General features: G+C 66.8%; 19 protein-coding genes, 1 tRNA gene and 1 riboswitch. Of the genes, 10 read left to right on the top strand and 10 right to left on the bottom strand.

What is annotated here, in order from left to right; genetic code table 11:
* Positions 1-31 precede the first annotated feature (31 nt).
* Complete coding sequence (locus G8760_RS04240) at positions 32-514, bottom strand: hypothetical protein (protein WP_166346973.1); 483 nt, start codon at positions 512-514, stop codon at positions 32-34.
* Positions 515-774: 260 nt separating this feature from the next.
* Here G8760_RS04240 and G8760_RS04235 point away from each other — a divergent pair, with 260 nt between their 5' ends.
* Together G8760_RS04235 and G8760_RS04230 are read left to right on the top strand one after the other, a co-directional pair.
* Positions 775-1,470 (top strand): class E sortase, encoded by a 696-nt coding sequence (locus G8760_RS04235; RefSeq protein WP_166346969.1) that lies wholly within the window; start codon positions 775-777, stop codon positions 1,468-1,470.
* A gap of 6 nt (positions 1,471-1,476) precedes the next feature.
* Positions 1,477-1,632, top strand: a complete 156-nt coding sequence (locus G8760_RS04230) for a DUF4175 domain-containing protein (RefSeq protein ID WP_166346966.1) — start codon at positions 1,477-1,479, stop codon at positions 1,630-1,632.
* Positions 1,633-2,192: 560 nt separating this feature from the next.
* On the opposite strand, the gene G8760_RS04225 is transcribed toward G8760_RS04230, so the two are convergent.
* From G8760_RS04225 to G8760_RS04205, 5 genes are all read right to left on the bottom strand, one after another.
* Positions 2,193-2,480, bottom strand: coding sequence for a ubiquitin-like small modifier protein 1 (locus G8760_RS04225; protein WP_166346963.1), 288 nt, complete (start codon positions 2,478-2,480; stop codon positions 2,193-2,195).
* Between the two features lie 8 nt (positions 2,481-2,488).
* The gene (gene thrC / locus G8760_RS04220; protein WP_166346960.1) at positions 2,489-3,766 is read right to left on the bottom strand and encodes a threonine synthase; all 1,278 of its coding nucleotides are present in this window, start codon (positions 3,764-3,766) and stop codon (positions 2,489-2,491) included.
* A gap of 15 nt (positions 3,767-3,781) precedes the next feature.
* A riboswitch (SAM riboswitch) is annotated at positions 3,782-3,891 on the bottom strand.
* Between the two features lie 124 nt (positions 3,892-4,015).
* Entirely contained in the window at positions 4,016-4,825 is an 810-nt protein-coding gene (gene otsB / locus G8760_RS04215) for a trehalose-phosphatase (protein ID WP_207782004.1), read from the bottom strand.
* Entirely contained in the window at positions 4,818-5,429 is a 612-nt protein-coding gene (locus G8760_RS04210; protein WP_166346954.1) for a LytR C-terminal domain-containing protein, read from the bottom strand. The genes otsB and G8760_RS04210 overlap by 8 nt, the downstream gene beginning before the upstream one ends.
* 82 nt (positions 5,430-5,511) lie before the next feature.
* Positions 5,512-5,814 (bottom strand): DUF3263 domain-containing protein, encoded by a 303-nt coding sequence (locus G8760_RS04205; RefSeq protein WP_166348105.1) that lies wholly within the window; start codon positions 5,812-5,814, stop codon positions 5,512-5,514.
* Positions 5,815-5,965: 151 nt separating this feature from the next.
* On the opposite strand from G8760_RS04205, the gene G8760_RS04200 reads away from it, so the two are divergent.
* Positions 5,966-7,366, top strand: a complete 1,401-nt coding sequence (locus tag G8760_RS04200; protein WP_207782003.1) for an alpha,alpha-trehalose-phosphate synthase (UDP-forming) — start codon at positions 5,966-5,968, stop codon at positions 7,364-7,366.
* 34 nt (positions 7,367-7,400) lie between these two features.
* Here G8760_RS04200 and G8760_RS04195 read toward each other — a convergent pair whose 3' ends face one another.
* Positions 7,401-7,679 (bottom strand): hypothetical protein, encoded by a 279-nt coding sequence (locus tag G8760_RS04195; RefSeq protein ID WP_166346951.1) that lies wholly within the window; start codon positions 7,677-7,679, stop codon positions 7,401-7,403.
* Positions 7,680-7,965: 286 nt separating this feature from the next.
* Between G8760_RS04195 and G8760_RS29745 the strand changes: the two genes are divergently transcribed.
* Positions 7,966-8,940, top strand: coding sequence for a hypothetical protein (locus G8760_RS29745; protein WP_207782002.1), 975 nt, complete (start codon positions 7,966-7,968; stop codon positions 8,938-8,940).
* Positions 8,941-9,387: 447 nt separating this feature from the next.
* Here the strand turns inward: G8760_RS29745 and G8760_RS04185 are convergent, their stop codons facing one another.
* Positions 9,388-10,110, bottom strand: coding sequence for a GntR family transcriptional regulator (locus tag G8760_RS04185; RefSeq protein ID WP_207782001.1), 723 nt, complete (start codon positions 10,108-10,110; stop codon positions 9,388-9,390).
* A 201-nt stretch (positions 10,111-10,311) separates the two neighbouring features.
* Here G8760_RS04185 and G8760_RS04180 point away from each other — a divergent pair, with 201 nt between their 5' ends.
* From G8760_RS04180 to G8760_RS04155, 6 genes are all read left to right on the top strand, one after another.
* Entirely contained in the window at positions 10,312-11,904 is a 1,593-nt protein-coding gene (locus G8760_RS04180) for a family 10 glycosylhydrolase (protein WP_166346948.1), read from the top strand.
* Between the two features lie 209 nt (positions 11,905-12,113).
* Positions 12,114-12,425, top strand: a complete 312-nt coding sequence (locus tag G8760_RS04175) for a hypothetical protein (RefSeq protein ID WP_166346945.1) — start codon at positions 12,114-12,116, stop codon at positions 12,423-12,425.
* A 231-nt stretch (positions 12,426-12,656) separates the two neighbouring features.
* Positions 12,657-15,065 (top strand): protein translocase subunit SecD, encoded by a 2,409-nt coding sequence (gene secD, locus G8760_RS04170; protein ID WP_343074365.1) that lies wholly within the window; start codon positions 12,657-12,659, stop codon positions 15,063-15,065.
* 223 nt (positions 15,066-15,288) lie between these two features.
* Positions 15,289-15,362 (top strand) — tRNA-Thr (locus G8760_RS04165).
* A gap of 97 nt (positions 15,363-15,459) precedes the next feature.
* On the top strand, positions 15,460-16,539 hold the full coding sequence (locus G8760_RS04160; RefSeq protein ID WP_166346942.1) for a hypothetical protein: 1,080 nt from the start codon (positions 15,460-15,462) through the stop codon (positions 16,537-16,539).
* Positions 16,536-18,008 carry a hypothetical protein gene (locus tag G8760_RS04155; RefSeq protein WP_166346939.1) on the top strand — a complete coding sequence of 491 codons (1,473 nt, stop codon included), beginning with the start codon at positions 16,536-16,538 and terminating at the stop codon, positions 18,006-18,008. Before G8760_RS04160 ends, G8760_RS04155 begins: the two co-directional genes overlap by 4 nt.
* Positions 18,009-18,046: 38 nt before the next feature.
* Here G8760_RS04155 and G8760_RS04150 read toward each other — a convergent pair whose 3' ends face one another.
* Together G8760_RS04150 and G8760_RS04145 are read right to left on the bottom strand one after the other, a co-directional pair.
* Positions 18,047-19,051 (bottom strand): Rv1681 family radical SAM protein, encoded by a 1,005-nt coding sequence (locus tag G8760_RS04150; RefSeq protein ID WP_166346936.1) that lies wholly within the window; start codon positions 19,049-19,051, stop codon positions 18,047-18,049.
* An 11-nt stretch (positions 19,052-19,062) separates the two neighbouring features.
* The gene (locus tag G8760_RS04145; protein WP_166346933.1) at positions 19,063-19,878 is read right to left on the bottom strand and encodes an Rv1680 family SBP-like protein; all 816 of its coding nucleotides are present in this window, start codon (positions 19,876-19,878) and stop codon (positions 19,063-19,065) included.
* Positions 19,879-19,882: the final 4 nt, after the last annotated feature.

Below are 19,882 nucleotides of genomic sequence, written 5' to 3'. Positions count from 1 at the left end.
GATCCAGATCCGGGCACAACCCGCGGCTTGGTCAGTCGTCACCGGGGGCGTTCGGAGTTGCGGTGTCGATGTAGAGCAGGAACCCGCTGGGGCTCACGTGAAGAGTCGAGTCTCGCAGCAGCAGATCACGCAGCTCGTCCACGTCACGGTGGTTCAGCCTGGCGACCGCCTCGAGATCGTCACCCAGCGCGTCGATGGCCTCCTGCCCACTCATGGGCTCGGAGAGGAAGTCCGCACCAGCCGGATTAGGCGCCACATCGCCGCGTTCCTCGGCGGCATCGGTCTCGTCGCCATCGTTGGACGGGTCGCCCTCCCGGACATCCTGCTCGTCGTCGGATGCGTCATCGGACGGGGACGGGGTGGCATCGTCGTCGGCGTCCTGGGTCGCTACCGCGTCGTCGTCACGGTCGGCGAGAAGCCCGATAGCGGCCGCGCCAATTGCGACGATGACCACGGCTGCCGCCGCCACGGCCACAACGGCAATGAGCTTGCGGCGCTCCGAAATCCCGGTCACGTTTGGCCGCCTCCTTCGTATTCATCCTGAACGTCTTACTCCTGGCACCGATGGGACGTATCGTCACGGCTACCGGTTCCATGATTGCGCGTTCGCCGCCGGACCCCGACGTCGGCCACAAGGAACGAGCCACCGACACCTGTGGACGCCGTCGCCGCGGTACCCCGTCACCGGCTTGATGGCACCTGACGACCGAACGCAGGTGCGCGACGCGACGCTTGGGTTTAAGCCGGGCGCCCATTGCACGTTAAGCTCGTGCCATGCATCGCAAGGCACGGCGGGGACGCCGCCGCGCACCTAAACGTAGCCCCGTCGCCGCCATCGCGGGCGGCCTGGGGGAGTTGCTGCTGACCGCCGGCGTCCTGGTTCTGCTCTTTGTGGGTTACCAGCTCTGGGGTACCGGCATCCAGACTGCCGCTGCCCAGAGCGACCTGCGCAGCCAGTTCGCACTCCAGATTGACAACGAGGAGCCCGAAGAGGTCTACGACGGCCTCGAACTCGGTGCCGCCTACGGCATCCTCCGCATCGAGCGGTTCGGCGAGAACTGGGAGTGGCTCGTCGTCGAAGGTGTCGAGGACGACGACCTCAAGAACGGCCCCGGCCGGTATCCCGACAATGTGCATGCCGGCGAGATCGGCAACTTCGCCATCGCCGCCCACCGGTCCGGCCACGGCGAACCCTTCGCCAAGTTCCCCGAGCTCCACGAGGGCGACATCATCGAGATAGAAACACACACCGGCGTCTACCGATACGAGCTCGACACCGCCCCGAACGGCAACGCCGACGGCAACCGGATCAATATCACCGACAGCTGGGTGGTAGACCCGGTTCCTGGCGAGCCGCGCAGCACGGAACCAACCGAAGCGCGTCTCACGTTGACGACGTGCTGGCCGCGTTGGGGTTCTTCTCATCGGATGTACGCAAGCGGCCTCCTGGTCGACGTCGAGGAGCGATAGACAGATATGTACGCGTGGATGTGGCGACACCTGCCCGGCCCGTGGCCCCTGCGCCTCTTGATCTTCCTGGTCGTGCTCTTCGCGGTCGCGGTCGCATTGTTTCTCTGGGTGTTCCCGTGGGTCGAGGAGACGTTCGAGATCAACCGCGTCACGGTTGGCTGACCGACCCCGTCCACAGATGACGTCCGGCCCCAGCACGTTGGCAACAGCGGGTCACGGCGCGCGTCTCCGGTGTGCCAGGCTTGGTCGACGAGCCGCTGCTCCGGGTGTCGGGCGACGAGCCGGCGTCGGCGTTGCGCCAGACGTTGGGCGACGAGATCTCGAATCGATCGGGCTCATTCACTGGCCGGCCAAAGCTGCCTGCCGCGCCTGATGCACCTGATCGGCTCCAACATGTGGGCACCCGCATGTCGACATCGGACGATCAGATGCTCCACGCGACGCGTCAGCACTGTTTGCGCATCTGATCGTTCGGCGTCCGCATGCTGGAGGCGATCAGGTGACACAGCGCGGCGCCGGTCGGGCGAAATCGTCGTCGCTAGCACCTGATCTTTTTCGTGGTAGCGATCAGGTGCGGGCAGGACTGCGGCTACGACCACCGCCATCGCGGGAGACTGGACGGCAGGCTCAGCTGCCACGCAAACAGTGCCGTCGACCACAGGAAACTACGTGAATCATCCGGTGGGGCCGCGAACCACGCCCCCACCGAAGGCTGTCCCGGGTTAACAGCCACCGGCGACAGCAGGGATGACGGCCACCTTGGTGCCGGCCGGCGTAGGGGTCTTGAGGCCGGAGGCGAAGCGTACGTCGTCGTCGTTCACGTAGACGTTGACGAACCGCCGGATCTCACCGGTGTCGTCGAGAATCCGCGCCTTGATGCCGGGGTAGGCGGCTTCGAGTGCATCAACGACGTTAGCCAGCACGGCGTCGTCGGCGACATCGACGCTGACGTCGGCTTCCCCCTTGGTGTAAGTACGCAGGATGGTGGGGACTCGTACGGCAACACTCATGGTCTTCTCTAAGCCTCCGGGACGAGGGTATGGAATGCCTCGGTTGTTGGTGCGATGGTCCCGGCCGGCCCGACGACGGGCGCGACCGCGTCGAGGGTCTTCAGACCCTCACCAGTGTTGAAGATCACCGTCTCGGCGTCTGGATCGAGCAGCCCGTCGCGCAGCAACTTCGCCAGAACAGCGACGGTCACCCCGCCGGCGGTCTCGGCGAAGACCCCCTCGGTCCGGGCTAGTAGCCGGATACCTTCGACGACCTCGTCGTCGGTCACATCCTCGACCGCACCACCCGTGCGACGGGCGACGTCCAGGACATACGGGCCGTCAGCTGGGTTGCCGATGGCCAGCGACTTCGCGATCGTGTCCGGGCGCACCGGGCGGACGACGTCGTGCCCGGCTTTGAAAGCGGCCGAGACCGGCGAGCAGCCGGCGGCCTGTGCCCCGAAGATGATCGGCGCCTCACCCTCGACGAGACCAAGCTGGACCAGCTCCGCGAAGGCTTTGTCGACCTTGACCAGTTGAGCGCCGCTGGCCACCGGGATCACCACCTGGCGTGGTAGCCGCCAACCGAGTTGCTCGGCGACCTCATAGCCGAGTGTCTTCGACCCCTCGGCGTAATACGGCCGGACGTTGACGTTGACGAACGCCCAATCCTCATGTTGCCCGGCCAGCTCGGATGCGAGCCGGTTGACGTCGTCGTAGTTACCTTCGACGGCCACCAACGTGGTGCCGTACACCGCGCTGGTGACGACCTTCTGCTGCTCGAGGTTGCTCGGAATGAAGACGAAGCTACGGATGCCGGCCCGGGCGGCCGCGGCGGCTACCGCATTGGCCAGGTTGCCCGTGGAGGGGCACGCCAAGACCGTGAAGCCGAGTTCACGGGCGGCCGCCAGCGCCACCGCGACGACTCGGTCCTTGAACGAGTGTGTTGGGTTGGCCGCGTCGTTCTTGACCCACAAGGTCTTGAGACCCAACTCGCGGGCGAGATTGTCGGCCCGAAGCAGCGGGGTCAGCCCGGGTTCGGTGTTCGGCGTCGAGGCGACGTCAGCCGGGACCGGCAGCAGGTCTTTGTAGCGCCAGATCGACCGCGGCCCGGCCTCGATGCTTTCCCGGGTGATGTGCCCGTAGTCGTACGCCACCTCCAGCGGGCCGAAGCACTCCATACATGCGTAGTGGGGCCCAAGCTCGATGGTGGCCGCGCACTCACGACATGACAGGTGGGTAGCCCGGCCGAGGTCGGGTGCCGACGTGGTGGAACTCGTCGCGGCGGGCGTGTCGGTGATGGTCATGATCTCGGAGTAACCTCCTCATCTTCCCCGCAATCCAGCGGGCCGGACTTGGCACCGAACTCGCTGGATTGCGAGTGGTTGCCGGGGCTTCACCGGGCCGGTCCCTCTGCCCCTCTGGATGAGTACTGCGAGAAGCGTAAGCGGAATAGCGTCAACACCCGCAGGATCGACCATATTATGAGACAAAACTGTCTTACAATGTGGTCACATGGCTCTGTGGGCGGCACATCTGACCGGACCCGCTGCCCGTCAAGCTCCGCCTGGTTCAGAGAGCACCAGCACGTCGAGCGCATCCCGCACCCCGGCCGGGCCAGGCACCACCACGTCGGCGCGTTCACGTAGGCCGGGGACAGACTCGTTGGTGTCGCTACAGATCACCACGCCGGTGACCCCCGATGTCGCCAACTGCCGGACGGCGTCGACCGCAGGCAAGTCACCGAGGTCGTCGCCGGCGTAGACAACGGCACGAGCCCCCACCTCGTCGACCAACTGCCGGACCGCCACACCTTTGTCGATACCCGCTGGGCGTACCTCCAGCACAAACCGGCCCGGCGTGAGCTGAAGCCCACTCTCGGCCGCGATCGTGGCGACCTCCTCGTGCAGCGCGTCGAGAACACCCTGAGGGTCTACCGCGCGGCGGGTATGTACCGCCAGCGAATGGTGCTTGTCCTCCAGCGTTACACCCGACGTGCGCTCGACCAAGGCGGCCAGCCGAGGCCGCGCCAACGTCACCCCACGGACCACATCCGGGGTCTCCAGCCGGCCACTCGACCACCGCTGTAGGCCGTAGTGGCCCAGCACCACCAGTCCAGGAACATCGGCCAGCTCCCCCAGCCGAACGGCGTCGGCCGCGGGGCGACCAGTGACGATCGCGACCCGCGCCACCCGCTCCGCAATTCTGGCCAGCAGCCTCGCCGTTCCGGGTAGGGCACGGGCGTCTTCCGGACGGTCCACGATGGGCGCCAGCACCCCGTCGAAATCGAGCGCGACGAGTGTGTGGGGCAGATGCGGCTCGAGGGCGGACCGAAGGGCGGCTATGCGCCCATCGCCATCAGCCATCGACATCGGCATAGTCGTCCACGAGGATGATGACGAGCCGGCTCTGGTTGATGCCCTCGAACGTGGGCTCTACCCGGCTGATCTCGGGGAACTGCCGGGACAACGCCCGCGCCGACTCCTCCATACCCGGCGGGTAGTACACCGTGGTTTCTGGGACGTTGCCGTTGAACCCACTGGTGGCAGCGACCTCCCAACCACCAGCTTCGAGCCGCTCCCGGGCCCGCAGCTCAAGGTCGGCTACCGAGGTCTGGTTGGCGATGCCGACCGGGCTACGCAGTTCCGGCGGAGCCGTCGTGACCTCCGTGGACGGCTCTTCACTGGTGTCGTCGCCCGCGTCCTCGTCGCCTTCGTCGCCCCCGTCGTTCGGCGTGTCGGTCGGCTGATCGGTGGGGCCGCCCTCACCTTCCTCGGCGCCATCGGTTGAGGTGTCGTCGCCACCCCCGACCACGATGTCACCGAGATCGTCGTCCGGAGTGTCGCCGGTGTTGTCGCCGAAGACGAACAGCAACACGAGCACCACGCCCACAGTGCCGAGCAGAGCTACCAGGGACGGCCAGATACGGCCAAGACGTTCACCCATAGTCACCGAATCCCCAGCAGACACCAACCGAGCCTCGCCGACGTCACGTCGGCGAGGTTACCGTCTGAGCCGGTACCCGGCGTGGCGTTCATCGCGGTCTCGTGTCTCAGGCCTCGGCTGCCAATCGTCGCGCGGATCTGGCGCGGGTGCGCGACGACCGCAGGCGGCGGAGCCGCTTGACCAACATGGGGGCGTGGGCCAGCGCCTCAGGCCGGTCGATGAGGGCGTTGAGCACCTGGTAGTAGCGGGTAGCGGTCATGTCGAAACGTTCGTGGATGCCCTGCTCTTTGGAGCCAGCGTACTTCCACCACTGTCGCTCGAAGTCCAAGATCTCGCGTTCGCGCTCATCGAGCGAACCCGAGGACGGGACGTTCGCCGACCGGTCGGCTACTGCTTCCATGCCGGCCATGGTAAGCACAAGCGCCTCCGTGGGCACGTTCGACACAGCTGCTGAGCCAGATTCAGGCGTATACGGCGGCCGGCCGGGAATCAATCAAGATCGGTACCGATGCACCATATCGGCGCATCGCCCGCTACCGTAGAACGGACGAGGAGGCCACGTGGCAGATATCGGAAAGAGTAGCTTCGTCGTCGTCGCCAACCGGCTCCCAGTGGATCGAGTCGTCTCAATAGACGGTTCGGCCACCTGGCGCCGTAGTCCGGGCGGATTGGTCACCGCACTGGCACCGGTGATGCGTTCCGTCGAAGGAGCGTGGGTCGGCTGGACCGGATCCCCTGATGACGCACCAGATCCGTTCTCCACGGACGACATGGACCTCGTCGCGGTCCCACTGTCCGCCCAGGAGGTCGGCGAGTACTACGAAGGTTTCTCCAATGCCACGCTGTGGCCGCTCTATCACGACGTGATCGTGGCGCCTGAGTATCACCGGGAGTGGTGGGATGCCTACCGCCGGGTGAACGACCGCTTCGCCCACGCCGTCGCGGGCGTCGCCGCCGAAGAAGCAGTCGTTTTCGTGCAGGACTATCAGCTACAACTGGTCCCCGCCATTCTGCGCCGCCTGCGCCCGGACCTGAAGATCGGCTTCTTCCTACACATCCCGTTCCCGCCCACCGAGCTGTTCGCGCAGCTCCCCTGGCGGCGCCAGATCTTGGAAGGGCTACTCGGCGCGGATCTCGTGGGTTTCCAGCGAGAAGGCGCGGCCGAAAACTTCGCCAGCCTGGCCGAACGTTATACCGACGCCACCGCTGAGAGCCGCCAGGTCCGCACCGCCGATGGGCGGACGGTCCACGTGCAGTCGTTCCCGATCTCGATCGACGTCAGCGAGATCACCGACCTCGTCTCCGATCCCGACGTGCTGGCACGTAGCGACCACATCCGCGAAGAGGTGGGCGCTCCGAAACACATGCTGCTGGGCGTCGACCGGCTGGATTACACGAAGGGGATCGGCCATCGCCTCAAGGCGTTCGGAGAGCTACTGGCCGCGGGCGACCTCACCCCGGACGAAGCCGTCATGGTGCAGGTGGCCACCCCCAGCCGAGAACGGGTCGAGGCGTATCAGACGCTGCGCGACGATATCGAGCTACAGGTCGGCCGGATGAACGGCGAGTACGGCACCATTGGCCAGCCGGCCGTGCACTACCTGCACTCCTCGTATGAACGCGTCGAGCTCGTGTCGCTGCTGCGGGCCGCCGACGTCATGGTCGTCACGCCGCTGCGCGACGGCATGAACCTCGTGGCCAAAGAGTACGTCGCGGCCCGCACCGACCTCGGCGGAGCCTTGGTGTTGTCCGAGTTCGCCGGCGCCGCCGACGAACTCGGCGACGGCGCGTTCCTGGTCAACCCGCACGACATCGACGGACTAAAGCGCACGCTGCTAGCCGCGATGCGACTCGATGCGGCCGAAGCCACCCAGCGCATGAAGCTGCTGCGTGAGCGAGTGCTCAGCAATGACATTACGCGGTGGGCGGAGAGCTTCCTGACCTCGTTGCGCGCTGCCTGAACCGCCTGGCTGAGCCGCTACGGACTGGCGGCTACTACGACCGCTCGGCGTCTTCGTCCGGCGCTTGTTCGGTATAGGCCAGCCAAGCCTGCGTGTCAGCCGCGTCCAGCGGCTCCGCTGGGCTGGCCGGCTGCGCGGGCTCGTCGATGGCGGCCAGATGCGCCTCAGCCTGCTCAACTCGGGTGAGCTCGTCCTGTGCCAGGGTGACCAGATGGCGCAGCCCGGCCGCGCCGAATCGGTCACGAACCGATTTCACCGCCTCGAGGACCATCGGATCGACCTCCGGCCGGGCGGGATCGGACCCCTGCATCATTGCGCTCCCCTCATCGTTCGCCGCGGCTCTCTACCGTAACCTGCCACCTGGCTTGGTCGTCGGATCAGGCACACCGGCTTGGTGTCGAATGTGAGGGTGGTCACGCGAAGCGAATCGGACAAATGCCCACGAAATAGGACGGTGGGGCGAATCACAGAGCTCGTGCCCGGCAGGCCGCCGTGACACCATGAGCGCGGATCGAGCAAGATGAGCAGCATATAGGCCGAGTGGTGCGGGGGCACAGGCGGCCGAACCACAACAGCCCGACTCAATCCACGGTGGTCGATTGTTCCCTCGCAGATTCGCCCTCGTCCGGCACGTCGACTACACCGGCATATCCGGTGTCGGCGTCGTCGCCTACGGCGTGGTGTTCTTCGACGGGCATGTCGTGCTTCGTTGGTGTTCGGACTACCCGGCGACCAGCCTGTGGAACTCTATCGACGATCTGCTGACCGTACACGGCCATGGCGACGCCACCAGCGTGCAATGGATCGACGACACCACCGACCGCCTACGCGAGGCGATGGACACTCTCGGAGCCTCCCCTCCACAGCGGGGGCGGCGAGCCAGACGGCAGGCCAGCTCACCTCACTCGGAAGCCGCCTCCCCCGGGGCCGCGCGCCAGGCGCGGACATCCCGACCGGCGGGCCATGAGGTCACCGATGGCTCTTTCGGCGGCCAAGCTGGCCCAGCCAGGCCCGAGCCCGCACCCGTCGGACAAGACCCACCATCCGGCGAAGCCGCGCCCGCCGAGCCAGCACCCGCCGAAGCCGCACCGGTCGAGCCAGCACCCACCAACCCCAGGCCCATTGAACCGATCCCCACGGCACCGATCCAAGCCCAGCCCGCTCGGGTCGACCGCCTACGCCGTCTACCCGACCAGGCCGAGCCCACCTCGCCTGCTCCCTCGCCCGCTGACGCTGCGCCGAGAGATCCAGCACCACCACGCGACGCCGCTCCGACAGAGCCAACCGTGGCCGGACCGGAGACAGCTGAATGGGAGAGCACCGAGCCGGACCCGGCACCGCGCCACGGTCCGTCGGCAGCACCACCCGCGCCGCCTCCCCCGCCCAGTGACTACATAACGGCGCAGTGGCCCGGCACCGAGCGCCGGACGGTCCGATCCGGACCGGACCGGGGTGATGATGGCCGCGATATTCTGCCCGATCTCGACGAGGCGTCGATCCCCTCGCAACGACGTTCGGGCGGACGGCACCGACGCCGTTCTGAACCTTCGGAGGAGTCAGCCGGCCGGCGTTAACTCATGACCGCCCCGTGTCACGGACCGGAAGGCCACAGAACCACACCTCAGAATAGCCACTGCCAGCAACAACAGCCACATTCGCATCCACACCACACGCCTCAAACCACCCCCGTTGACTCCATTTGACACCAAGAATGGCACCACGCGGCGCCGGCCCGACGAGCCGTGCTCAAGTAGACAGAAACGTCGATGATTTTTAGGCGCAATCGTCGGCGATTTCTAGGCAACTTCGTCCCCGAACCCTCTACCCCTACGACCTGAGTTTGGCCACTTGGAGCATGCTGGACAAGCGACGGGGCTGTGACCTGAGGTTATGGTTGTGCTGCTGACTGATTTGAGGCACCAGCGAGTGTCGTAGTCTCGGGCGAGTGGCGTGGAAACGGCGGGTGCGGACAGCGTCAGGCGCGGGCGCCTCACCCGCGACACCGCCACGTCGGCCAGCTGTCACGACGGGTCCCGCGGCCCCCGCGCCGGTTGCAGCTCCACCCGGAATTGGTACCGATCACCTCGGTACACCGAGCGGACGAACTCGACGACCTGACCGTCGCGAGCGCGCGACACCCGCTCGAACAGGAAAGCCGGCGAGTGAAGCGGTACCTCGAGTATCTCCGACTCGGGCTCGTCGGTGACGGTCGCCTCGATGGTTTGTACACCACCGGCCAAGACGATGCCGTAGTCCTCGTGGAGCAGTTCGTAGAACGAGGCATCGTCGAGTGCGGAGCCATCGAGGTCCGGCGCCACCCGGCCGGGGACGTGCAACGTCTCGACCGCCATCGGGGCGTCGTCGGCGAGCCGCAGCCGCACCACCCGCATCACGGGCTCACCGGTGGAGATCTCGAGCCGTTTGGCCAGCTTCGGGCCAGCGGAGAGTTCCCCGGCGTCGAGTGTCCGACTGCTAGGAGTGGCTCCACGCTGGCGCATGTCTTCGGAGAACGACGTGACGGCGAGCCCTTGAGCGATCTTCGGCCCCGCGACGAACGTGCCGGCACCGTGTTTGCGCTTCAGCCGCCCCTCACGGACGACCTCTTCGATGCCTCGTCGCAGCGTCATCCTGGCCACACCGAACTGTGGAGCCAGGGTCCGCTCCGGCGGTAAGGCCTCGCCCACGTCCATTTCCGCGATGAGATCCAGGATCTGGTCCCGGATCGAGAGGTATTTCGCTGCCACGCTGCCCTCCGGGGTTAGCTCCCTGGCATTCTGACAGGCCGGCTCGATTTTTTCAGGTCGGAGAAACCGGGTGCGCTGCGGCACCCCACCTGTCGGGCCGGAGTCCAGCGTAATCCGCGACGCAAGAGGTCTAGACGTATCGGCGGCAATAGACCACACTGTGGACGGACATTGGTCTAGTCCATTTGGGAGGTCCCTTCCATGGCACGATCACTCCGCACGTCCCGCATCCTCACCACCGCAGCAACGGCCGCCGCCGGACTCCTCGTCGCGTCGCTGGCCGTGCCCACCACGGCCGCCGGTGCCGACGACCCCCCGGAACAGTGGCGCAGCTACTGGGTCGACGCCTTCAACCCGGGGATCTACAACCCGGAGCAGGTCGAGAAGCTCGTCGATGACGCATTGGAAGCCAACGCCAACGCGTTGATCGTCCAAACGGCACGTCGCTACGACTGCTTCTGCAACCGCGCGCTCTACCCGCGGACCGACGCCGCCATCGACCCCGCACCGTACGATCCACTCGACGCCATCATCGAAGCCGGGCACGCCGCCGGCCTCGAGGTCCACGCCTGGGTCAACGTCAACACGGTGTGGAACCTCGCCACCCCGCCCAGTTCACCCGACCACGTGTTCAACCAGCACGGACCCACCGCCGAGGGCGATGACCGCTGGCTGAACAAAAAAGAGGACGGCACCGAGTTCCAGGGCAACAACGTCTTCATCGACCCCGGGCATCCGGATGCCGGCAACTACATCGTCGAAGCGATCCAGAGCATCGTGACCGAGTACGACGTCGACGGGATCAACCTCGACTACGTCCGTTACCCGGACTTCAACTCCACCACCACCCACAGCGACTGGGGCTACAACGACGTCTCCGTCGCCCGCTTCCAGGAGGCCACCGGGCGGACGGACGTCCCGGCCGCTTCCGACCCGGAGTGGGGAGAGTGGCGGCGCGACCAGCTGACCAACCTGGTGCGCAAGATCTACCTAGGCCTCTGGGAGGTCGACCCATCGGTCCGGCTCACCATGGACGCCATCACCTACGGCTTCGGGCCACAGTCCGTCGGCGGCTGGGAGAAGACCCGAACGTACGCTGAGGTGCTTCAAGACTGGAAGGGCTGGCAGGAGGAAGGGATCATGGACACGGTCGTGGCCATGAACTACAAGCGCCAGTGGATGCCTGACCAGGCCCAGATGTTCGCGGAATGGAACGAGGTCCTGGCCGACTGGCAAGGCGACCGGCAGTCGGTCTCCGGTCCGGCGTTGTATCTCAACGAGATCGAGGACAGCGTTGAGCAAGTCCACGAATTGCTCACTCCCACCGATGCCGGCAACACGGTGGTCGGCTGGAGCGGCTACTCGTATGCCAACGCGAGCCTGACGGCGGCCGGCAGCTCCGACCCGGCGGTCAAGAACGCAGAACGGGAGGAGCTCGCGGCAGCGCTGACCGAAGGGCCCGACGCGCCGTTCGGCGAGCCCGCCGCCGTGCCGTCGATGCCGTGGAAGGAGAACCCCACCGACGGTCACGTGGCGGGGTCGCTGGTCACCCGCGGTGGAGAGGCCCTCGACAACGTCGACGTGACACTGCGCCCACTCACCGCGGGCGGGGACCCGGTCACGCGGACCAGTGACGGTACTGGCTGGTTCGGGTTCGCCCACGTGCCCGACGGGCGGTACCTGCTGCACGTCGACCTCCCGAAGGGCGTCGTCGGCAAACCCGTCGTCCCCGTCCAGGTCCACAACGGTGAGATCGCCGTCGCGGACGTCTCCCCTCTGATCAGGGTCCGCTAACCCCCACACCACCCCATGATCATTGGCTTTTGACTACCGGATCCGGTAGTCAAAAGCCAATGATCATGGGGGTTGGTCGGCCACCGTGTATGGTGAGGGGCGCCAACGTAGCTTGAGGGAGGGTTGGGGCCGTGCCCGATCGCCGCGCCTCTCGCCGATTGCGGCGCCTCGCGCGAACACTCCCAGCCGTCGTGCTTTCGGGTCTGTTCATGATCCTCACGGCGGGTATGTCGGCGTCCGCGGCCACCGTGCCGTCGCGTGAACACTCCGGCACCTACCAGCAGGCATCCGAACCACAGGTCCTCGCCGGAATGGCCGACCTTCCCGGCCAGGTGCTCACCGCCGCCCAGGTCAGCTCCGGGCCCGATGTCGCGGTACCACCGTCAACCGGCACCACTGTCGACCCACGCGACCTCTACCCGTTGCCCGGCCTCATGGGCCGCACCGACGTCGTCACACCCAGCTCAGCGACGCACACGCCCCGGCATACCCGCGGGCCTCCCGTGTCCGGACAGCACTAGACGCACCGTCCTGTCCGTCCAACGCCCGGCCTAACCTTGCCGGCCTCGGCACCCGAGGTTCGGTCGCCGGGCGGTAGCCCGTGGAGATCACCCGTGGAAGGCACCGCCGCGTTCTATCTTGTCCTTGCCGTCGTCGCCGCCTGTTCGGCCACCTATGCACTGTTCCGCCTGAGGGCCGCGAAACGAGGCGACCGGTCGGTCACCGAACCGGGCCGTGTACTCCGTGTCGCCGTGGCATTCCTCCTGCTCGGCGCCTCGGCGTGGGCAACCCTCACCGCAACACCCAACCTGGGTCTCGACCTCGAGGGGGGCGCCCAGATCACGCTGCAAGCGCAGGACACCCCCACCGTCAAGGCCGACTCCGAGGCAACCGACCGCGCCGTAGAGGTTCTGCGCCGCCGGGTCGATGCACTCGGTGTGTCAGAGCCTTCACTCTCCCGCTCGGGTGAGAACCGCATCATCGTCGAACTTCCCGGCCTGGACGACCCCACCGAGGCGGCGGCCACGCTCGGCCAGACCGCCCAGCTAACCTTCCACCCGGTGCTCGGTTACGGTCAGCCGCCCCAGGACCCGGCCGATGATCAACCCGACGACGACGCCACCGCCGACGCCACCGACGACGCCACCGCCGACGCTGCCGAGGACACAAGCGAAGACGCCGGTACCGAAGACGAAGCGGCGACCGACGACGACGGTGCCGAAGAGGACGAGTTCGACCCATCCGCGGCAGAGATCGACATCCTCGACGAACGGGGCGGTCCGATCGTGCTAGGCCCGTCGGCCATGACCGGCGAGCTGGTGTCGAACGCGAACGCCCAGTTCGACATCCAGCAGGCCGGCGGCTGGTTCGTCGATATCAACTTCACCGGCCAGGGCGGCAACGTCTGGGCGGACATGACCGGCCACGCGGCATGTTTCTCGATGGACGATCCCCAGCGGCGCATCGCCATCGTCTTGGACGAACAGGTCATCTCATCACCACGAGTGGTGGACGCCACCTGCGACATCGGCCACCGCGCCGGGACCTCACGGATCACCGGAGACTTCGACCAAGAGTCATCTGAAGAACTCGCGGCGCTCATCGAGGGTGGTGCGCTACCACTGCCCGTCGAGGTGATCGAACAGCGGGTTGTTGGCCCCACGCTCGGTGAGGCAGCCATCCGGGCCAGCGCCTGGGCAGCCATCATCGGTATCTCTCTCACCGCGATATTCATCGTCGTCGTCTACCGCCTGGTGGGTTTGATGGCCGTCGGTGCGCTGATTGGTTACGCCGCTATGGCGTACGGCTCGCTGACCGCGCTCGGTGCCACCCTGACCCTGCCAGGCCTGGCCGGATTCGTCCTCGCCATCGGTATGGCAGTGGACGCCAACGTGCTGATCTTCGAACGAGCTAGGGAAGACTACGTCGACGGCGCGGTGAACAGCCTGCGCAACGCCATCCCCAGTGGATTCAAGAAGGCGATCTCCGCCATCGCCGACTCCAACGTCACCACGCTGCTCGCAGCGATGTTGCTGTTCTTCCTGGCGGCCGGGCCGGTTCGGGGCTTCGGTGTGACGTTGACGATCGGTGTACTCGCGTCGCTGCTGTCCGCCCTGGTGCTCAGCCGCGCGTTGGCCGAATGGTTGGTCCGCCAACGCTGGATCCGGACCCGCCCGCACCTCAGCGGGCTGGCCAAACACGGCCGCATCCGGCTCTGGTTGCGTGAGCGCAACCCGGACCTGATGCGGCACAGCCGAAGGCTGCTGGCGGCGTCGTTGATCGCCATCATCCTCGGCGGGGCCGGCATCGCGCTGCGCGGGCTCAACTTCGGCATCGAGTTCACCGGTGGACGTCTGGTAGAGGTCCAGCCAGAACAGATCGTCGACATCGACGATGCCCGGGATGCAGTGACCGACCTCGGCTTCCCCACCGCCATCGTCAACGAGTCGGGGGCGGCCGGTGAAGACGCGATCTCGGTGCGCACCGTGGAGATGAGTGATACCGAGGCGCGTGAGGTGATCGACGCGATCTCCGAACTCGGCGGCGGCGGACAGCTGATCCGGGACGAGCTCATCGGCCCCAGTCTCGGCTCCGAGCTGCAACGCAACGCGCTCATCGCACTGGCGGTGGCGCTCGCGGCCCAGCTGACCTATCTCGCGATCCGGTTCAGGTGGACGTTCAGCGCCGGGGCGGTGACCGCGCTCCTCCAGAACGTCGTCATCACCGTCGGGATCTTCGCCTGGTTGGGCAAACCCATCGACGGTATCTTCCTGGCCGCGATCCTCACCGTCATCGGGTACACCGTCAACGACTCCGTGGTGGTCTTCGACCGGATCCGGGAGATGTGGACAAGAAAGCCGGGCGAGAACTTCGCCGGGGTGGCCAACTCGGCGGTGCTCAACACCTTGCCGCGGTCGTTCAACACCGGGCTGAGCACGCTGTTCCCACTGCTGGCGTTGTACTTCCTGGGCGGTGACTCCTTGTCCGACTTCGCGTTCGCGCTCATCATCGGCATCGTCATCGGGACCTACTCGTCGAACTTCACGTCCACCCCGCTGGCCGTGGAGTTGGAGACGAAGTACCCGGCGCCGGAGCGTGCGGAGAAGCCCAAGGCTGGCAAGGGTGGCCGGGAGGATCCGAACTACGGCGCCGTGGTCTGACGACCACCCCAGCTCGCCCGTCGGGCCGGGTTTCCGCCCTACCAACCGTGGTGGGGTCGGGAATCCCGGCCCGGTCGGGTCAGGAATCCCGGCCCGGTCGGGTCAGGAATCCCGGTCGGGTCGGCCTGGGATTCAGGCCTGCTGGCCGGAGCGGGGCGGAGTGGAGAACTCGACGGTGGCTCGGGTACCGTACTTTCGGGCATCCCGCGCGGGTTGTCTCCGTGCCCGAATAGCTCAGTTGGTCAGAGCAGCTGTCTTGTAAACAGCAGGTCGTCGGTTCGAATCCGACTTCGGGCTCCCTCCGTCACCGTCCCCGTCTGGTGCCGAACCAACACGGACGGTTGCGCCACCAACCGATTCGTGCCTTCCCACCGCGACCGGTACCCTCACCCCGGTGAGGACCATTCGACCTTTACGTACGCTGCTCACGGCGCTCGTCGCCGGCGCCACTCTGAGCTTGATCGCCAGTCCGGTTCACGCCGACGAGCCGAGCAATCCGTACCTCGATGAGGTTCTGGCCGGGTGGCAATCCGGCAACGTTTATGTTGACGCCAGCCAACACCTCCTGATGACCGACGACGCCGCCGCCTCACTCGCCGCTCGGGTCGACGGGAACACACCGCCCATCCACATCGCCGTTGTACCCGCGGTGGCATTGTCCACCATGTCCGGCCGCACGGACGACGAGCGCGGCGTCGCTTTCGTCCAGGCCGCCACCGAGCGGATCGGTGCGGACGGCCATTACTTCGTCGTGTTCGGCGGTAGCGGCACCTACAGCGGCTCCGTCGGCGTGGGCGTCGCCGCCGACCAGATCCTCGTCGGGCAACTCGACAACTTCACCCGCGGCGAACCTGCTGGACTCCTCAACGCGGTTCTCGACGAACTCGGCGTTCCGTCGCTGCCGGACGACGGCACCAACAGCGGTGTATCACCAGTGGTGCTGGTCGGCCTCGGCGCCGTCGTCGTCCTGCTGGCCGGGGGCGGGCTCTTCCTCTGGCGGCGGATGCGCCGCTCCCGGGCGCACGGCCCAGCGCTGTACCGCCCGTCGTTCGACGCTCTACCGGACGAGATGGACACTCTGGAGGGCCGGCAGGCGCTGGCCCGCGAAGACGTCACCCGCTTCGGCGAGGAGATCAGCTCCGCAGGGCTCCCGCTGGACGACCCTGCCGTCGCCGCCGATGTCCAGGCAGCCATGGACGCATACTCGGAGGTCGGCCACGCTGTCGACGCCGACCCGGACGACCTGATCCTGCGGGCCGTCCGTGCTCGCAGCGAATACGGACGATGGCGACTCGCCTGCGGGAAGGCCCGGTTGGCTGGAGAGCCGCTACCCGCCCGGCGGGTGGACTGTTTCTTCGACGCCCGCCACGGCGTCTCGGTGACCGACTGGCTGTACACACCGGCCGGTGGGGTGAAACGTGAGGTCCCGGTCTGCGCGAACTGCCGGGACGAGCGGATGGCGGTGACCGGATGACCACACATAGCCGAACCTCGGTGGTGCGAAGGGTACGGGCAGTCGCCGCCGTCGCCGCACTGGGCGTCGTGGGATCGCTCGGCGTCTCCGGCTCCGTCGTCGCCAGTCCGGGGTCGACGGCGGTCGCCCAGCCCGCCGCCACCAGCGCCGCGGAACACGAACGAGCCGTCGAGGTGTATTTCGACGAGTTAGCGCTGCACCTATCCGAGCCCGGAGTGTGGGTCGCGCCGGAGAGCCAGCAACGCCTCAGCGGGCGGTCCGCCGCCGAACTCGACCGCGCAGCCAAGGGAGCGCCGGTGCCGATGCGGATCGCGGTGATCCCGGCGTCGGTCCTGGCCATCCCCGACGAGCGAGCATTCCGCACCGAGCTGCTGTGGGAGAGCCCGGTGATGGCCACCGAGCTCTACGAGCGGGTCGGCCTGGATGGCGTCTACGCCATACTCGTGGACGCCGATTCCTCCGACGACGGCCGTGGTTTCTGGGGTGTGCAGCACGCCGACTCCGGCCCTACCTACAACGTGGAAAGCGCCGTCGACCAGGCCGTCGACTGTTGTGCACCGGACTACCACGCCATGCTGGATCGATTCATCGATCGGGCTTCCCAGGTGAAGCAGCCGTGGTATCTCTACGCGGCGGTGGCGGTCGGTGTAGTAGTGGTCGTCTTCGCGCTGTGGTGGTTCGTCGCCAGCCGAGTCGGCCGTCGGCAGCAGCGCGACGAGGAACGGCTGCACGTGTTTACGGTTCAGCCACTGCTCAACGAGGAGGTCATCGAGTTGTCGGAGAAGGTGTCGACGCTCCCGGCCACCTCCGACATCGAGCAAGCCCTCCTGACCCGCGAGATCCTCGACGCCGTGGAGAAAGCCCGACACCGACTCGACGCCCTGGAGGGCGACGACGACATCCGCGCTGTCACCACACTCCTCGGCGACGCCCGTTACCTCCTGCACTGCCTAACCGCGATGTACCGAGGTGAACCACGGCCGGAACGGACCCCGCCGTGTTTCTTCGATCCGCGGCACGGCCCGAGCACGGCCGAGCGTCAGTGGTCACCATCCGCCGGTGCGGAGCGCACCGTCAACACCTGTACCGAGTGTGCGGAGCGGATCGATGCCGACGAGACGCCGGATGCGCGCGTCGTCGACCGGCGCTCCTACTGGTCGGTGGGTGAACACCTGGTGGCGTATATCGAGGGCTACTGGAGCACCGATGACGGCGGCACATGGCGGTTCCCGGAACGCCGCCACTACGAGGCGCGGCGCACCCTCTGGGAACGCCGCGACCACCGCCGTCCAGCACAACGGCTCAACCGAGGGGCACAGCGCACCGCTCGCCTCGTCCGCACCGCGGCGAAGGAGATAGCCAAAGAAAGCTCGACGTCGGGCCGGGGTGGCGGCCGCTCCGGAGGCTCGTTTGGTGGCGGGTCGAGTCGCAGCTCGTCCTCGCGGTCCAGCGGGGGCCGCCGCTTCTGACCGCGGCTCCTACCCGCAGGTGAAACGCTCGCCCGGTTTCACGCGCAGGTGAAACGCCGCGCCGCGGTATCGGCTTCGCGCCGGTATTGCACGAAACGGCGTCGGACCTCGTCAATGGCTTGGTCGAGCGGGAACAGCTCCCTAGTAACCAGCTGATCGTCGTGGTTGGCGGCAACGGGATGCCAGTACACGCCGTCAGCGGTCACCGTCACTTCCGGGATCAACGACTCGACGGTGAGCATCACCCCGTCGTCGGCGAACCCGCGTTGTGCGATCGGCCGGATCAACTGGTCGGATCGGTCGATGCCCAGGCCGTCCAGCAACTCGTGAAACGCGGCGACCTCCTCGGCACCGGCCTCGCCGCCAGCAACGGTCGCTGCCACCCGGACCCGGAACCCCTCCTCCAGCGCGGTCCGGATACCGGCCAGAGCACGCCGCCAACTGCCGTCGCCGCGGTGTAGATCGTGCAGTGCGGCACTGGCCGAATCGAGACTGATTTGCAGCGCGAACCCGGCCCGAGGCATGTTCCGCAGCATCCGCAGCCGGCGGCCCTTGAACAGCATTCCGTTGGTCAGGACCGTCGTCGGAACCCACTCCACACAACGGCGCACGATCTCGTCGAGGTCGAGCAACAGGAACGGCTCACCACCGGTCAGGAATACCTCGGTGACACCGTGCCGAGCCCCTTCGGCAACCAGTCGCCGGATCCGGTCCGAGCCGAGCTCTCGCCGGGGAGCCTGCGGTGACGACCGCGCACAGCAGTAGTCACACGCCAGGTTGCAGTCGAAGTTGGTGTAGATCCACAGCCTGGTCCCCGGCCAGCGGTCGGCGGGAACGGCCGCGCGCACGGTGGCTTCGCCGGGAAGCGGCCCCCGTCGGACCACGGCGCGATCTCCTTCGATCGAGACCAGCTGGTGCCCTGCCCGCTCGCACCAGCGTGCGACCACGTCGGCGTCTCCCGCCGAGATCGGTACCTCGACTTGATCACCCGCGGCTAATGTGCCGATCCGCTCTACCAAGTCCAAGACGATGTGACGACTCATAGACCCACCCGCTACCAATACGCTGGGATCTGCTGCTCTTCGACCGCCGCGAACAGTGATTCGTAGCCGGTGAGTTCCGGGAGCACCCAGCGTCGCCGCAGCCCTTCCAGCTCCATGATCCGCCGCTGTTCCGGGTCGTCCCACGACATCGCCAGCAGATGTTCGACCCACGGCTGACGGATGGCGTCGGGCAGTGTGTCGAGCGCGGTGAAGTTGCAGTGGCAATACTCCGGAGACCGCCAGAACTCGCTCAGCGCGTCCGGCATAAGCTCGTCTCTACCGATCACCTCCCAGGTATTGACGCCCAGCGCCACGGCATCCGCCTGCTCGTCCAACACGAGTCGGATCGCGTCCAGTTCGCTACGTCCGGTGTCTCCGTGTTTACCCAAGTCGGAGTCGACGCGCACCAGCGTGACGTCGCCGTCTCGTAGTCCGGCCGCCCGCAGGTACTTGACCGGGAGGATGGCGGCCTGAGCGGAGTCCCGCGAGCCCAGGGCGACCGTTCGGCCGCGCAGGTCACCGAGGTCGGTGAAGCCACTCCCGGCCCGCGCGGCGAACACCGTCTGGAACGTCAGGTCGACGTCGCGCATCGCCAACGCCTGACATCGTCCCTGCGTACGCAGCACGGTGCGGACCCAGGCAAGGTTCGTGTTCCACGCCACGTCGACAGTACCGTCGAGCAGCGCGTCGACCTGCCGGCCATAGTTGGAGAACAACACGAAATCCATCTCCACCGGGCCGTCGGCGAAGTAGTCACGGATACCTTCCCAGATCGGTACGACGTTGGGTGTGTAGGCGACGGCTCCGACAAGTAGCGGTTTGGTCATCGTC

The sequence above is a fragment of the Phytoactinopolyspora limicola genome (assembly GCF_011320225.1).
In the GTDB taxonomy this organism is placed as follows: Bacteria; Actinomycetota; Actinomycetes; order Jiangellales; family Jiangellaceae; genus Phytoactinopolyspora; species Phytoactinopolyspora limicola.
This window is presented reverse-complemented; position numbering and strand designations above follow the sequence as displayed.